The sequence below is a fragment of the Streptomyces gossypii genome (genome assembly GCF_025165795.1).
Taxonomy (GTDB): domain Bacteria; phylum Actinomycetota; class Actinomycetes; order Streptomycetales; family Streptomycetaceae; genus Streptomyces; species Streptomyces gossypii.
The window spans coordinates 154,581-169,736 of sequence record NZ_JAJAGO010000006.1; the positions used below are offsets into that span (position 1 = coordinate 154,581).

The 15,156-nt window shown below is 71.8% G+C and carries 12 protein-coding genes; 6 read left to right on the top strand and 6 right to left on the bottom strand.

Going from position 1 to position 15,156, the window contains the following annotated elements; genetic code table 11:
* Positions 1 to 260 precede the first annotated feature (260 nt).
* Positions 261 to 1,160 carry a ribokinase gene (gene rbsK, locus LHJ74_RS14185; protein ID WP_260218365.1) on the top strand — a complete coding sequence of 300 codons (900 nt, stop codon included), beginning with the start codon at positions 261 to 263 and terminating at the stop codon, positions 1,158 to 1,160.
* An 11-nt stretch (positions 1,161 to 1,171) separates the two neighbouring features.
* On the opposite strand, the gene LHJ74_RS14190 is transcribed toward rbsK, so the two are convergent.
* Positions 1,172 to 2,212: a helix-turn-helix domain-containing protein gene (locus LHJ74_RS14190; protein WP_260218366.1), complete on the bottom strand. Its 1,041-nt coding sequence runs from the start codon at positions 2,210 to 2,212 to the stop codon at positions 1,172 to 1,174.
* Positions 2,213 to 2,345: 133 nt separating this feature from the next.
* Between LHJ74_RS14190 and LHJ74_RS14195 the strand changes: the two genes are divergently transcribed.
* From LHJ74_RS14195 to LHJ74_RS14205, 3 genes are read left to right on the top strand one after another with little or no spacing between them, the layout of a single operon-like run.
* Positions 2,346 to 3,242: an alpha/beta hydrolase gene (locus LHJ74_RS14195; RefSeq protein WP_260218367.1), complete on the top strand. Its 897-nt coding sequence runs from the start codon at positions 2,346 to 2,348 to the stop codon at positions 3,240 to 3,242.
* A gap of 10 nt (positions 3,243 to 3,252) precedes the next feature.
* The gene (locus LHJ74_RS14200) at positions 3,253 to 5,133 is read left to right on the top strand and encodes an ABC transporter ATP-binding protein (RefSeq protein WP_260218368.1); all 1,881 of its coding nucleotides are present in this window, start codon (positions 3,253 to 3,255) and stop codon (positions 5,131 to 5,133) included.
* Positions 5,130 to 6,881 (top strand): ABC transporter ATP-binding protein, encoded by a 1,752-nt coding sequence (locus LHJ74_RS14205; RefSeq protein WP_260218369.1) that lies wholly within the window; start codon positions 5,130 to 5,132, stop codon positions 6,879 to 6,881. The genes LHJ74_RS14200 and LHJ74_RS14205 overlap by 4 nt, the downstream gene beginning before the upstream one ends.
* 6 nt (positions 6,882 to 6,887) lie before the next feature.
* Here the strand turns inward: LHJ74_RS14205 and LHJ74_RS14210 are convergent, their stop codons facing one another.
* Entirely contained in the window at positions 6,888 to 8,180 is a 1,293-nt protein-coding gene (locus LHJ74_RS14210) for an aspartate aminotransferase family protein (RefSeq protein WP_260218370.1), read from the bottom strand.
* A 103-nt stretch (positions 8,181 to 8,283) separates the two neighbouring features.
* Here LHJ74_RS14210 and LHJ74_RS14215 point away from each other — a divergent pair, with 103 nt between their 5' ends.
* On the top strand, positions 8,284 to 9,198 hold the full coding sequence (locus LHJ74_RS14215; protein ID WP_260218371.1) for a LysR substrate-binding domain-containing protein: 915 nt from the start codon (positions 8,284 to 8,286) through the stop codon (positions 9,196 to 9,198).
* On the opposite strand, the gene LHJ74_RS14220 is transcribed toward LHJ74_RS14215, so the two are convergent.
* From LHJ74_RS14220 to LHJ74_RS14235, 4 genes are all read right to left on the bottom strand, one after another.
* On the bottom strand, positions 9,185 to 9,877 hold the full coding sequence (locus LHJ74_RS14220) for an RraA family protein (RefSeq protein ID WP_260218372.1): 693 nt from the start codon (positions 9,875 to 9,877) through the stop codon (positions 9,185 to 9,187). The genes LHJ74_RS14215 and LHJ74_RS14220 overlap by 14 nt on opposite strands.
* Positions 9,878 to 10,229: 352 nt before the next feature.
* Positions 10,230 to 11,063 carry a sugar phosphate isomerase/epimerase family protein gene (locus tag LHJ74_RS14225; RefSeq protein WP_260218373.1) on the bottom strand — a complete coding sequence of 278 codons (834 nt, stop codon included), beginning with the start codon at positions 11,061 to 11,063 and terminating at the stop codon, positions 10,230 to 10,232.
* Positions 11,060 to 12,196, bottom strand: coding sequence for a dihydrodipicolinate synthase family protein (locus tag LHJ74_RS14230; protein ID WP_260218374.1), 1,137 nt, complete (start codon positions 12,194 to 12,196; stop codon positions 11,060 to 11,062). Before LHJ74_RS14230 ends, LHJ74_RS14225 begins: the two co-directional genes overlap by 4 nt.
* Positions 12,193 to 13,350 carry a Gfo/Idh/MocA family protein gene (locus LHJ74_RS14235; RefSeq protein ID WP_260218375.1) on the bottom strand — a complete coding sequence of 386 codons (1,158 nt, stop codon included), beginning with the start codon at positions 13,348 to 13,350 and terminating at the stop codon, positions 12,193 to 12,195. The genes LHJ74_RS14230 and LHJ74_RS14235 overlap by 4 nt, the downstream gene beginning before the upstream one ends.
* 644 nt (positions 13,351 to 13,994) lie before the next feature.
* Here LHJ74_RS14235 and LHJ74_RS14240 point away from each other — a divergent pair.
* On the top strand, positions 13,995 to 15,089 hold the full coding sequence (locus LHJ74_RS14240; protein ID WP_260218376.1) for a LacI family DNA-binding transcriptional regulator: 1,095 nt from the start codon (positions 13,995 to 13,997) through the stop codon (positions 15,087 to 15,089).
* Positions 15,090 to 15,156 lie beyond the last annotated feature (67 nt).

Consider the following 15,156-nt stretch of genomic DNA (forward strand, 5'->3'; position numbering starts at 1 on the left):
AGCATGCGCAGGCATGCGCCGCAGCCGTGACGGGCCGGCGCATCGGCCGGTGAAGGCCCGCTCCGGGTTCGACCAGCCCGGCGGACCGCCACCACTCCGGCCATCGCTGACGGTTCTGTTGCTTCACAGCTCCACCGCTACACGCTTCACCGTTCCACTGCTCACGACCGGCCTGTCTCACAGCATCCCCCTCTGACCGGCCGGTCACCGCACACCAGGCCGTTCCCGAACGGTCTCGTCCCGGCGAAAGGCGCAACCGGATGTCCGGACACAGCCTCCTGGTCATCGGCTCGGCGAACGCCGATCTGGTGACCGCTGTCGACCGGCACCCCGCCGCGGGCGAGACCGTCCTGGGTTCGGACCTGGACACCCACCCCGGCGGCAAAGGCGCCAACCAGGCAGTCGCCGCCGCACGCCTCGGCGCCCGTACGGCGCTGCTGGCCCGGGTGGGCGACGACGCGCACGGCAGGCTGCTGCTGGAGAGCCAGCGGGCTGCGGGCGTGGACACCTCGGGGGTCCGGGTCGGCGGGGCCCCCACCGGGGTCGCGCTCATCGCGGTGGGCCCCTCGGGCGACAACACGATCGTCGTCTCCCCCGGGGCGAACCACCGGCTCTCGCCGCAGGACGTGGCCTCCGCGGGCGAGTTGCTCGCGGCGGCCGAGGTGGTCTCGCTCCAGCTGGAGATCCCGCCCGAAACGGTGGCGGCGTCGGTACGGGCCGCGGCGGCGGCCCGTACCCGCGTCGTCCTCAACCCCTCACCCCCCGCCCCGCTTCCGCCCGACGTCCTGGCCGCGTGCGACCCGCTGGTACTCAACGAGCACGAGGCGGAGTACCTGCTCGGCGCGACGGCGGACGGCAGATCACCCGCCGAGTGGGCCGAGGCCCTGCTGGCACTCGGCCCCCGCAGCGTGGTGGTGACCCTGGGCGCCTCCGGGGCACTGGTGGCCACACCGGGCACCAGCCATCACGTACCGGCTCCGCCGGTGGAGGCCGTGGACACCACGGGCGCGGGCGACGCCTTCACGGGCGCCCTGGCCTGGCGCCTCAGCCTCGGCGACAGCCTGGAGCAGGCGGCCCGCTTCGCCGTCCGCGTCGCCGCAACCTCGGTCACCCGCCGAGGCGCCCAGACCTCCTACCCCACAGCCGCTGACCTGACCTGACCTGACCTGACCTAGGCTCTCTCGTTGAGCAGCCGCCAGATGGTGAGGGCGAGTCTGGCTCGCTCCAGCCCGGTGGGCTGGGTGAGTTCGATGCCCAGGGCCTTTCCGATGTGTTCGAGTCGGCGGGCGATGCTGCTGTGGTGCAGGTGGAGGAGGTCGGCCGCGCGTCGCAGGGAGCCGGTGGCGCAGTAGAGGTCCAGGGTCTCCACGTCTTCCGGATGGGCGGCCAGGCGGGCGATCGCCGCCACATCGAGGTTCTCCTGCGCGGCGTCCCGGGGTATGTGCGCGAGCAGCGCCAACGCGCCCAGGTCGTCGTGGTGGACGACGGGCCGGTGCGCAGTGGTGAAGCGCAGCGCGGTGCGGGCTTCGAGCCAGCATCGGTCGGGGCCGGCGGCGGCGCCGATGCCCGCGCGTACACCCGTCGGGAACCGGGCCGTGTCGACGGTGGTGGCGAGGATGACGCCCACGTCGCCGAGCGGTGCCGCCTTCACGGGGCGGGCCGGGCAGACCAGTCCGCCGATCCGGTCCAGCGGCAGCTCCGACCGTACGGCGGCGACGCGGACCGGCTGGTCGACGGGGAAGCCCAGCAGGCGCAGTGCCCGTGCTCGGGCCGCCTCGTCGACGTCGGCGCTGACCACGAGTTCGACGAGGGCGGGGTCGGCCATGGTGGTGCGGGCCGGACCGTACCGCTCGACGGCCGCCGCGACAGCGAGGGCGAGCCGGTCCAGCAGCACTTCGTCGAGCGGGTCCGGCGCGCCGGGCCGTTCCAGCCACACCGTGCCGATCTCCTCTTCGTCGAGGGTGATCGGCGCCGTGGTGGACGCGGGTGACTGCGGGGTCGACACCTCCGTGCCGCCGGACGAGACGCGGATCGCCCACCCCGTGCCCTGGAGCCGCACCCCGGCCACGCATTCGGCCAGGCCCGCCGAGGCCCGGGCGAGCGCCGGGAGGTCCACCCGCCGGCGCATCAGGGTGTCGTAGAACATGACGACGCGGATCGCGCCCTCGACCTGCGAGTCCAGCCCCGACAGCCGTACGGCCAGTGCTTCCATCACCGCAGGATAACGATCTGGTGCGCGATAGCCAGTGGACCGGATCGTAAGCGCCGGTCGTTGCGCGAACCGGGCGGGAGTCCCGACGGATGGCGGATGATCTCCAGGGGTGCCGACCGCGACCATGGCGTGCATGGACCCAGAGCTGGAAGCATTCATCCCCTTCTTCCCCAAGGCCGAGCTGACCGACCCGGTCACCGAGCGCGGGAACTTCGCCGCGCTGGCCGCCGCCGTGCCCGCGCCGGACACGGCGGGAATGCAGGTCGAGGACCGCACGGTGCCCGCCGATCCGGACGTGCCGGTGCGGATCTACCGTCCGCGCCTGGCGCAGGGCGCCATCGTCTGGCTGCACGGCGGCGGAGGGGTGATGGGTGACGTGGATACCGAACACCCGTGGGCCGCCCGGCTCGCGGACAGTTCCGGTGCGGTGGTGGTCTCGGTCGGCTACCGGCTGGCGCCCGAGAACCGTTTCCCCGCCGCCCAGGACGACGCGTACGCCGTGCTGAACTGGACGGCGGAGCACGCGGCCGAGCTCGGCATCGACTCGGAGCGGATCGCGGTCGGAGGCCACAGTGCCGGTGGCGGCATCGCGGCCGGGGTGGCGTTGCGGGCACGTGACCAGCAGGGGCCGGCGATCCGCTTCCAGCTGCTCAACCAGCCGGGGCTCGACGACCGGCAGGAGACCTGGTCGCAGCGGCACTTCACCGACACGCCCTGGATGAACCGCGACAAGGTCACCGCGGTCTGGGGTCACTGCCTGGGCTCCGCGCCCGCCACCCCCTACACCGCCCCGGCGCGGGCCACGGACCTGTCCGGCCTGCCGCCGGCCTACGTCGCCACCGCGGAGTTCTGTCCGAACCGGGACGAGGACATCGACTACGCGTCGCGCCTGCTGAAGGCGGGTGTGTCGGTCGAGCTGCACCAGTGGTCCGGCACGTTCCACGGATCGCAGGCGATCCTGTCCGCCGGGGTGTCGCAGCGGCAGCTCGCCGAGCTGGGCGCGGCGCTGCGCCGTGCCCTGGCCGAGTGAGGGGGTGGCGATGACCACCGCCGGCCTGGCCGAGGCGCGCGGGCAGTCCATACCGCCACCGGATGCCGACTCCGTGCCGGGGCAGAGCCTGGCAGGGCTGCTGCGCCCCTACCGTGGGGGTTTCGCCGCCGTCGTCATCCTGCAGGTGATCGGCGCTGTCGCGGGCCTGGCGCCGCTGCTGGCGGTAGTCGAACTGGGCCGTACCCTGCTGGCGCCCGGCCCGGTCGATCACGGTCATGTCTGGATCGTCGTGGTCGTAGGTGCGGGCGGCTTGTTCGTCCGGCTGCTGTTCACGGCCGCGTCCTCCGGAATCGGACACATCATCGACGGTCAGGTGCAACTGGCGTTTCGACGCGCTCTGGCCGCGCGGCTGGGGAGCGTACCGATCGGCTGGTTCTCCCGGCGCCGGACCGGCGAGCTGGCAAAAGTCGTGGGAGAGGACGTCAGTGCCGTGCATCCGTTCATCGCCCACGCCCCCGGCGAGCTCGTCTCCGCCTTCGTGGTCCCTCTGGTGTCGCTGGTCTACCTGTTCACCGTCGACTGGCGGCTCACGCTGATCACGCTGATACCGGTGGTGCTGGCAGTGGCGCTGGTCCCCCTGATGATGACCCCGGCCCGGCTGCGCGAGCAGGCGGAGTTCGACCGGGCCATGGGACGGATTTCGAGTTCCGTCGTCGAGTTCGTGCAGGGCATCTCGGTGGTCAAGGCATTCGGTGGGTCCGGACGCGTCCACCGTAAGTTCCTCACGGCCACCGACGATTTCGTCGCCGTCTTCCACCGGATGGTGCGCGGCCTGTCCGGGATCGCCGCGGGGATGCAGCTCGTGCTGTCGCCGCCGTTCGTGCTGCTGGTCGTGCTGATCGGCGGTGAGGCTCTGATCACGGCCGGTGGCATGCCCCCGGCCGATCTGCTGCCCTTCCTGCTGCTGGGGCTGGGACTCACCGCTCCGGTGGCGGCCCTCGGCCACGGCTTCGACGATATGCAGGCCGCGCGCCGCGCGGTCGGCCGGATCCGGGACGTGCTGGACGTGCGGTCGCTGCCGGAGCCGGCGCATCCGCTCACGCCGCAGGGCCACCGGGTGGAGCTGCGGGACGTCCGGTTCGGTTACGAGGCCGATCACGAGGTGCTGCGCGGAATCGACCTGGTACTCGAACCGGGGACGGTCACCGCGGTCGTCGGGCCGTCGGGAAGCGGAAAGTCCACGCTGGTCCAGCTGTTGCCGCGGTTCTTCGACCCGACCCGCGGTTCGGTCACCCTGGGCGGTGTCGATCTGCGCGAGCTCGGCAGCCGGGAGCTCTACCGCAGGGTCTCCTTCGTCTTCCAGGACGTGCGCCTGCTGCGTGCGTCGGTCGCGGAGAACATCGCGCTGTCGGTGCCGCACGCCACTCTCGACGACGTGATGCGCGCGGCCCGGCTGGCGCATGTTCACGAGCGCGTTCTCGAACTGCCGCGCGGCTACGAAACGGTGATCGGTGAGGACGCCGGACTCTCGGGTGGCGAGGCGCAGCGGATCTCGATCGCACGCGCTCTGCTCGCCGACGCGCCCGTGCTGGTGCTCGACGAGGCGACCGCCTTCGCCGACCCGCACACCGAACAGGCGGTCCGCCGGGCCCTGGGGCCTGTCCGGGCGACGCCGGAAGGCGATCGGACGGTTCTGGTCATCGCCCATCGCCTGGAGACGGTCGCCGACGCCGACACCGTCGTGATGCTGGAGAACGGGTCGGTCGTCGAGCGCGGCAGGCCCGACGAACTGCTCGCGCAGAACGGCAGGTTCGCCGCGTTCTGGCGATCCCACCGGTCGGCGGTCGCCGAGGAGGCCGACAGCGACGAGACCGGCACCCACGAGACCGGCAGCCACAGTGGCGTACGGCAAGGAGACGAGCCCCGATGATCCGCATGCTGCTCCGCGTGCTGGGACGCGAGTACGCCCAGCCGATGCGCCGCACCATCGCCCTGATGACGGCCGCCGCGGTGGTCGAGGGCTTGTCCTACGCACTGCTGGTTCCCGTGCTGCGGGCGCTGTTCGGGGGCACCCCCTCAGATGCGCGGCCCTGGCTGATCGCGTTCGGAGCCGCGGTCGCGGTCTACGCGGTGCTGCGCTTCGTCGGCGATCTGTCCGGGTTCCGCGGCGGTACCACGCTGTTGCGCGGCATGTACCACCGTCTCGGTGATCATCTGGCCCGCCTGCCCCTCGGCTGGTACAGCGCAAGCCGCGTCGGGGAGGTGTCCGTGCTGGCCAGCAGCGGCGTCCTGCAGGCGATGAGCGTGATCGCTCATCTGCTGTCACCGCTGATCTCCGCCTGTGTCACTCCCCTGACGATCGTTGTCGTGATGCTTGCCTTCAACTGGCAGATGGGGCTGGCCGCGTTGGCCGCCGTACCGATCGTGGCGGCGATCCAGATCTGGACGGGGCGCTCATCGGCCGCCACCGACGCGGAGCGCGCCGCGGGTGAGCGTGACTCCGCCGGGCGGGTCATCGAGTACCTCCAGGCCCAGCCGGTGCTGCGAGCCGGCGGCCGGAGTGCCGAACGCTTCCGGTTGCTCGACGACTCGCTTCAGGAAGTCCAGGGCGCGTCCCGCCGTTCCACGTTCTCCGCGCTGCCCGGCGTCTTGGGCCTGGCGCTGACCGTGCAGGCGGTGTTCACCGTGCTGCTGGCCCTGGGCGCCTACCTCGCGCTCGGCGGGAACGCCGAAACGCCGGAGGTCCTGACGCTCCTGGTGCTGGCCGCCCGCTGCGCGGATCCGCTGCTGTCGCTGGCGGAGATGGGCGGCACACTCCGCAGCGCACGTTCCGAACTGGCCAGGCTCGACACGGTGTTGCGCACCGAGCCGCTGCCGGAGGCTCGCCAACCGGTCCAGCCGCTGCGCCACGACCTGAGGTTCGACTCCGTCGCCTTCCGGCATGGCGACCGCACGGTGCTCGACGGCGTGTCGCTGTCGGTGCCGGAGGGACAGCGGCTCGCGGTCGTCGGACCGTCGGGCGCCGGTAAGAGCACCTTGCTGCAGCTGATCGCGCGGTTCTACGACGTGGACGCGGGCGCGGTGCGCGTGGGGGGTGTGGACGTGCGCGCCATCAGCACCGAGGGGCTGATGGCGCAGATCGCCATCGTCTTCCAGGACGTCTACCTCTTCGACGGCACGATCGAGGACAACATACGTCTCGGCCGTCCCGACGCCGAGGAAGCCGAGGTACGTGCGGCAGCCGCCGCGGCGCAGCTGGACGAAGTGATCGAGCGGCTGCCCAGAGGATGGGCGACGAACGTCGGCGAGGGCGGCGCACTGCTGTCGGGCGGTGAGCGCCAGCGCGTCTCGATCGCGCGGGCGCTGCTGAAGAACGCGCCCATCGTGCTGCTGGACGAGGTGACCTCCGCCCTGGATCCGGTGAACGAGGCGGCCGTCCACGAGGGTGTCGAGCGACTGATGGCGGGCCGGACGGTGGTGATGGTGGCCCATCGGATGCGGACCGTCCGGCGCACCCATCGCGTCGTCTTCCTGGAGGGCGGCGGAATCGTGGAGGCAGGCAGCCATGAGGAGCTGCTGCGCCGCGGTGGCCGCTACGCCGACTTCTGGAACCTCTCCATGGCACCGGTGGCGGGTGAAGGAGACGAACTGGAAGGAACGGGCTCTCCTGCTCGGTGAGGCCTTCTACTCGGTGAGGGCCTGGTCGAGGATCTCCAGGCCCTGCGAAAGTTCCTGCTCGGTGCTCGTCAGCGGCGGGGCGATGCGGAAGATGCCGCCCATGCCGGGAAGCTGGACGATGTTCATGTGGAGGCCGAGTTCGAGGCAGCGCCGGGTGACGCGCCGGCCGAGTTCGTCGGAGCTCTCCTTGGTCTCCCGGTCCAGTACGAGCTCGATGCCCTGGAAGAGGCCCCGGCCCCGCACGTCACCGATCACGAGATGCCGCTCCCGCAGTTCCTCCAGCCCCGCCCGCAGATGCGCGCCGCTCGCCTCGGCCCGGGCGTCCAGCTTGTCGCGTTCCAGGACGTCGAGAACGGTGTTGCCCACGGCCGCGACCAGCGGGTCGGAGACATGGGTGGTGAGGAAGAGGAAGCCCCGCTCGTGTGCGCGCTGTTCGATCTCCGCGGAGGTCACGACGGCGGCCAGCGGCAGACCCGCGCCGAGGGTCTTGGAGAGTGTCAGGATGTCGGGGACGATTCCGGCGCGTTCGAACGCGTACCAGTTGCCGGTGCGGCACAGGCCGGTCTGCGCCTCGTCGGCTATCAGCAGCATGCCGCGCTCGCGGCACTTGGTCTGGAGCGCCGCGAGATAGCCCTCCGGCGGGTCGATCAGCCCGCCCGAGCTGAGGATCGGCTCGACGAGACACGCGGCGAGGCTGCCGACGGACTGCGCGTCGACCAGGTCGAAGGCGTAGTCCAGCTGCTTGCGCCAGTCGAACTCCCCTTCGGCGGTGACGAAGTCCGGACGGTAGGCGTTCGGCGTGGGGATCGCGATGTTGCCCGGCGCGGCGGGCCCGTATCCCTGCCGCCCTGTGCTGTAGGTCGCGCTCACCGCGCCCTGCGTCATGCCGTGCCAGGAGCGGCTGAAGGAGACGATCTCGAACTTGCCGGTCACCAGCTTGGCCATACGGATCGCGGCCTCGTTCGACTCCGCGCCCGTGGTCAGCAGCAGGACCTTCTCCAGCGGCTCCGGCAGGCTCTCGGCCAGCCTGCGGGAAAGGTCGACCACCGGGCGGGAGAGCATCCCGCTGAAGAGGTGGTCCAGCCGGGCGACTCCCTCCCGCACGGTGGCCACGATCTCCGGGTGGCTGTGCCCCAGGATCGCGCTCATCTGCCCGGAGGTGAAGTCCAGGATCGGGCGCCCGTCCTCGGTGTAGACGTAGCTGCCCTCGGCCCGTTCGATGATCTCCGGGGTGAAGCCCGGACCGTAGCGGATCATGTGGCGGTCGACGTCCGACCAGAATCGCGTGGAGTTCGTCATACGGCGCACGCTAGATCCGTACTCCTGCGCGGGTCCATCGATGATTTATGCTCTGCGTGTTCGGTTATTCCGAACAACTGGCCGACTTACCGAAGGTCACCCTGTGCTGAATCCGTGGCGGCTGCGCCTGCTCACCCAGCTGGAGAGCCTCGGCACCATCCGGGCCGTGGCCGAGGCGCTCGACATGAGCCCGTCCTCCGTCTCGCAGCAGCTCTCCGTACTGCAGCGCGAGTCGCGAGCGGTGCTGCTGGAGCACCACGGCCGGCGGGTCAGCCTGACGCCCGCGGGCGTACGGCTGGCGGCACACGCGCGGGAGATCCTCCGGCATATCGAGGTGGCCGAGGCGGACCTCACCGAGCGGCGCACCGAACCGGTCGGCGAGGTGCGCGTCGCCGCCTTCTCCAGTGCACTGCACGCCCTCGTACTGCCCGTGGCCGCCCAGCTGCGGCAGGTCCACCCCCGGCTCCAGATCTCCACAACCGAGCTCGAACCGCACCACAGCCTCCAGGCGCTGCAGCGCGGGGACGTCGACCTCGCCGTGATCTACGATCTGGCCGACGGGTGGCTCCCCGTCGACGACCAGATCCGCCGGGTCACGCTCAGCAGCGACCCGGTGGTCCTCGTACTCCCCCAGGGGCACCCGGGTGCCGAGGCCCCCTCGTGCGATCTGGCCGCGATGGCCGGGGAGCGCTGGGCGATGGACCAGCCCGGCTGCTATCTGTGCGAACTCATCACCCGCCTGTGCCGGAAGGCGGGTTTCGAGCCCGTCATCGCGGGCCGGTACGCCAGTTACGCGCTGCTGCTGGAGCACGTGCAGGCGGGGCTGGCCGTCGCCGCCCTGCCCGCGCTCGCGGTCGACGCGCGGTACGACGTACAGGTGCGCGCACTCACCCCCGCGCTGACCCGCACCATCCTCGCCGCCCTACCGGCCGGACCGCCGCCGCTGCCCGCGGCGCAGCTCGTCCTGCACCGGCTGCGTGCCCGCGGAGAGGCGCTGAGGCGGCCTACTCCTCGATAGCTCCGCCGATGCCCCTGAGATGGTGCCGGAAGGTGTACGAGGGGTCGGCGGCGTGGCGCGTCAGATAGTCGTCGAAGCGCGTCTGCTCGCGCAGCGACTCCCCCTGCCGGATCCTGCCGGCCTGTTCGCGCTCGGTCCGCAGAATGTGCCGCGCCGTCTCCAGCACTTGCCCGGCCCAGTCGGCGGCGACGAACAGCACGCCGTCCTCATCGCCGAAGACCATGTCGTCCGCGCCCACCAGATGCGGTCCGAAGCGTGCGGCGAGCAGCGCCTCCGGCTCGCGCTCGTCCAACCGCACGGGGCCGGGCGGGTAGCTGCCGTAGCTGAACACCGGGAGGCCGATCTCCGCCAGCTCCGGCGTGTCCCGGTGGAGTCCCCACACCGCCAGGCCCGCCACGCCCGCCGTCCCGGCCTCGAGTACCGCCAGGTCGCCGACGCACGCTTCGTCCGATCGCCCGCCGTTGTCGATGACCAGCACATCACCCGGCTCGGCCCTGGCGAACGCCTCCAGGAAGACGTCGACACTGCCGTAGTGCCGCGCGGGCAACGCGCGCCCCGCGATCCGGTGACCCGGGACGACCGCGCTGATGCCGGGCGGCGCGACGCGCAGCGGCAGGCCGTGGCGGACACAGGCGTCGGCCACCAGGGGCGTGGAGAGGTCGGCGAAATCCTCCAGCATGAGGTGCTCCCTGCTCGGGCCCGGCCGCCCGTGACGGCGCGGGTGTGATGGGCGGTGCCGTGAGCCTACGGGGAGGACCGGGCTGCCAGGGCCTCACGACGCGCAGAGGGCAGGGGCGCGGAGGGGGCGAGCGCTCGAGAGGCCCCGGCCGCGCGGCGCGGCCGGGGCCTCTCGTCTCCCCCCGTCGAACGCTCCGTTGGATTCCCCCCAGGGAGGCGCCGACACTGGTGTGACCCACGGCTCAGTGGAAGGGTTGTACGGCTGCGGAAACTTTTCTTCGGAGGCGCTCTCCCGACGGGCTTCACCGGGACGGGCTTCTTTGGGACGGACGGTTCGCCGCGGGCCCGGCCCGTCAGTCCAGCACGTGCCGTACGTAGCGCCGGGCAGTCTCGGCCAGCACCTCCTCGCCGTCGCCCGCCCACAGCTCCTCGTTGAAGATCTCCACCTCGACCGGCCCGTCGTACCCCGCCGCGTCGACGCTTTCGCGGAAGGCGCGCAGGTCGATCGAGCCGTCGCCCAGCTGTCCGCGCCCGGTCAGGACCCCGGCGGGAAGCGGCGTGATCCAGTCCGCGAGCTGGAAGGAGGCGATCCGCCCGGCCGCCCCCGCCCGCACCAGCTGCTCGGGCACCCGCTCGTCCCACCACAGGTGATAGGTGTCCACCACCACGCCGACCTGTTCCGCCGGGAACCGTTCGGCAAGCTCCAGGGCCTGGCCGAAGGTGGAGACCACGCATCTGTCCGCGGCGTACATCGGGTGCAGCGCCTCGATCGCCAGCCGTACGCCGTGCCGCAGGGCGTACGGACCCAGCTCGGCCAGTGCCTCGGCGATGCGTTCCCGCGCACCGGGCAGATCGCTGCTGCCCTCGGGCAGCCCGCCGCAGACCAGCACCAGGGTGTCGGTGCCGAGGGTCGCGGCCTCGTCGACGGCCCGCTGGTTGTCGGCAAGCGCCAGACGGCGCTCCTGGGCCCCGACGGCGGTGAGGAACCCGCCCCGGCAGAGCGAGCTGACCCGCAGCCCGGCCTCGCGGACCAGCTTCGCCGCCGCCTCCGTGCCGTACTCCTGCACGGGCTCACGCCACAGCCCGACGTACGGCACCCCCATCCGCGCGCTCGCCGCGACGAGTTCGGGGAGCGGAAGCTGCTTGACCGTCATCTGGTTGATGGAGAAGCGTGCGAGAGCGCTCATGAGCCGACTCCGTGGACGGAGAGAAGGCGGGTCATCCGGGCCTGCGCCAGATCCGGATCGGGGAAGAGACCCAGCTCCTCGGCTAGCTGGTGCGCGCGCCGCAGATGGGTCAGTGAACGGGCCGACTGGAGCCCGCCGACCATGGTGAAGTGATCCTGGTGCCCGGCGAGCCAGGCGAGCAGGACCACGCCTGTCTTGTAGAAGCGCGTCGGCGGCTCGAAGAGATGCCGGGCGAGCGGGACGGTGCGGTCCAGCACCGCACGGAAGCCCGGCACATCGCCCGCGTCCAACGACCGCAGGGCCTGCGCGGCGAGCGGGGCGAGCGGGTCGAAGACGCCGAGCAGCGCGTGGCTGAAGCCCTCCGCATCGCCCGCGATCAGCTCGGGGTAGTGGAAGTCGTCGCCGGTGTAGCAGCGCACTCCCTCCGGCAGCCGTCGGCGCAGATCGGTCTCACGCCCGGCGTCCAGCAGCGAGATCTTCACCCCGTCCACCTTGTCCGGGTGGGCGGAGAGGATCTCCAGGAAGGTGTCGGTCGCCTCATCCAGATCCGTGCTGCCCCAGTAGCCGGTCAGCGCGGGGTCGAACATCGGGCCGAGCCAGTGCAGGATGACGGGCCCGGACGCCTGCCGCAGCAGTTCGCCGTAGACCTCCGCGTAGTCCTGCGGACCGCGTGCGCGGGCCGCCAGATCGCGCGAGGCCATCAGGATGGGCTGCGCGCCGCAGCCCTCCACCAGCTCCAGCTGCTCCTCGTACGCGGCCCGGACCGCGGACAGACCCGCCGGGGCGGGCGGGCCCTCGGGATCGGCCGGGGGCGTGGCGAGCTGGTCGGTACCGACTCCGCAGGCCAGCTGCCCGCCCACCGCCCGCGCCTCCGCCGCCGAGCGCCGGATCAGCTCCCGCGCGCCCTCCGGGTCCAGCCCCATGCCGCGCTGCGCGGTGTCCATGGCCTCCGCCACACCCAGGCCGTGCGACCAGAGGTGGCGGCGGAAGGCGAGTGTCGCGTCCCAGTCGAGCACGGCCGGGCCGTCCGGGGAGACGTCGGCGTGCGGGTCGGCGACGACATGCGCCGCAGCGAAGAACGTACGGGAGGTACCGGCGACGCCGGCGGCAGCGGCCGCGCGGTTGCCCGTCACAGCGTCAGCTCCGGCACGTCCAGCCTCCGGCCCTCGGCCGAGGACCGCAGCCCCAGCTCCGCCAGCTGCACCCCGCGCGCGCCCGCGAGCAGGTCCCGTGACCACGGGCCGCCGTGTGCCACATGGCGCAGGAACTCCTCCCACTGGAGCTTGAAGCCGTTGTCGAACTCCCCGTTGTCCGGCACGTCCTGCCACTGCCCGCGGAAGTCCTCACTGAGCGGGACGTCCGGGTTCCACACCGGCTTGGAGGTGGCGGAGCGGTGCTGTGCACGGCAGTTCCGCAGGCCCGCCACGGCCGAGCCGTGCGTACCGTCGACCTGGAACTCCACCAGCTCGTCGCGGTTGACGCGCACCGCCCAGGAGGAGTTGATCTGGGCGACGATCCCGCCCTCCAGCTCGAAGATCCCGTACGCGGCGTCGTCGGCGGTTGCCTCGTAGGGCTTCCCCCGCTCGTCCCAGCGGCGCGGGATGTGGGTGGTGGCGAGCGCCTGCACCGACCGCACCGGGCCGAACAGGTCGTGCAGCAGATACTCCCAGTGCGGGAACATGTCGGCGACGATGCCACCGCCTTCCTCCGCACGGTAGTTCCAGGCGGGGCGCTGCGACTCCTGCCAGTCGCCCTCGAAGACCCAGTAGCCGAACTCCCCGCGCACCGAGAGGATCTCGCCGAAGAAGCCGCCGTCGATCAGCCGCTTCAGCTTCTGCAGGCCCGGCAGGTAGAGCTTGTCCTGCACCACACCGTGCCGTACGTCCGCCGCGCGCGCGAGCCGGGCCAGTTCGAGCGCCCCGGGCAGCCCCAGCGCGGTCGGCTTCTCGGTGTAGATGTGCTTGCCCGCGGCGATGGCCCTGCGCAGGGCGTCCTCCCGGGCGGAGGTCACCTGGGCGTCGAAGTAGATGTCCACGGTGTCGTCCGCGAGGACGGCGTCCAGGTCGGTGCTGACCGCTTCGGCATCCAGACCGTGCCGCTCAGCGAGGGCACGGAGCGCATGTTCCCGGCGGCCCACGAGCACCGGTTCGGGCCACAGCACGGTGCCGTCGCCGAGATCGAGACCACCCTCCTCGCGCAGGGCGAGCAGGGAACGCACCAGGTGCTGGCGGTACCCCATCCGGCCGGTCACCCCGTTCATGGCGATGCGCAGCGTCTTACGTGTCACGGGCACCTCTCCTCACAGAAAGCGCTTACTACGACTGACCCAATCACCTTCCCGACCGAGCGGCAAGCCCCTCCTGTGCGCTCGGCTCGCCTCCGGGCGCTCGTACCCGGTGTCGACACTCCTCCTGTGCGCTCGGCTCGCCTCCGGGCGCTCGTACCCGGTGTCGACACTCCTCGACACTGCACTCGCTCGTACCTCGCTCACTTGGTCTCGTCACTTTCGACACCGGCGCGCCCTTCGGCTCGCTCGCTGAGGCTCACTTCGTTCGCGAGCCGATACCGCACTGTCTGAGCCTGCGGGTTTTGACGCTCAGCCCTGGCCCGGCCGTGAGCCACACACGGCGCCCGCCTCGCCTCGGCCGTGAGCCGGTACCGCACCGTCTGTGCCTGCGCGGGGTTCGCGGTGTCTGTGGCCGCGGAGGACCGCTGTGGGCAGCGGTGTCCCGGGGGAGCGGAGCGAGTGAGGCTCAGCGAGCGAGCCGAAGCGGGCGCCGGTGTCGAAAGTGACGAAGCCCAGTGAGCGAGGTACGAGCGAGTGCAGCGCTGAGGAGTGTCGACATCGGGTACGAGCCCGCGGAGGCGAGCCGAGCGCATAAGAAGAGTGAGAACATGACGCTTTCCGTAACCGGTAGCCGTGGAGGAACGATGGCAGTGACCCTGGCCGATGTGGCCGCACGGGCAGGGGTTTCCGCGGCTACCGTCTCGCGGGTGCTCAGTGGCAACTATCCCGTGGCGGACACGACGCGGACCCGGGTGCTGCGCGCGGTCGACGACCTGGAGTACGTCGTCAACGGCCCGGCTAGCGCGCTGGCCGCCGCCACGTCCGATCTGATCGGCGTGCTCGTCAACGACATCGCGGACCCGTTCTTCGGCATCATCGCGGGCGCGGTGCAGAGCGAGATAGGGGACGGCAAGCTCGCCGTCGTCTGCAACACGGGTGGGTCGCCGGAGCGTGAGCTGACCTATCTCACCCTGCTCCAGCGTCAGCGGGCCGCGGCTGTGGTGATCACCGGCGGCGCCGTCGACGACGACGCGCACCAGGCCGCGCTGGCCGCCCGGCTGCGGCGGCTCTCCGACGGCGGGACACAGGTGGTGCTCTGCGGCCGGTCGCCCCTGCCCGGCACCGCTCCGGCCGGGGCGACGCCCTCCGGGCGGGACACCGGAGCGGAGCCCGGCGGGATTGTCACGCTCGCCTTCGACAACACCGGCGGGGCCCAGCGGCTTACCGAACACCTGCTGACCCTCGGCCACCGGCACATCGGCTGCGTCGCCGGGCCCGCCGACCGTACGACCTCCCGGCACCGCCTCGAAGGGCACCGCAGGGCGCTGACGGCACGGGGACTGCCCACCGAGGACGAACGGCTGACCGTGCACGGCGGCGCGTACGACCGCGCGGCCGGTTACGACGGCGCGCTGGAACTGCTGCGCCGCGCGCCGGAACTGACGGCCGTGCTGGCCGCCAACGACACCGTCGCGCTCGGCGTCTGTGCCGCTCTGCGCGACCAGGGTCTGCGGATTCCCGAGGATGTCTCCGTTGCGGGCTTCGACGATCTGCCCGCCAGTCAGGACGCGGGTCCGCCGCTGAGCACTGTGCGGCTGCCGCTGCACAGCGCTGGTGCCCGCGCCGGGCGGCTGGCGGTCGGCCGGGAGGGTGCGCCTCCCGGGGGCGTGACGACCGTACGGGCGGAGCTGATCTCGCGGGCGTCCACGGCTCCTCCGCCGCACCGTCCGTCTCGCTGATCTCCCTCTTCCGGGTGAGGCTCCTCCGGAGGCTCTTCCGTCCGGGCCATGGCGGGGATATCTTTGA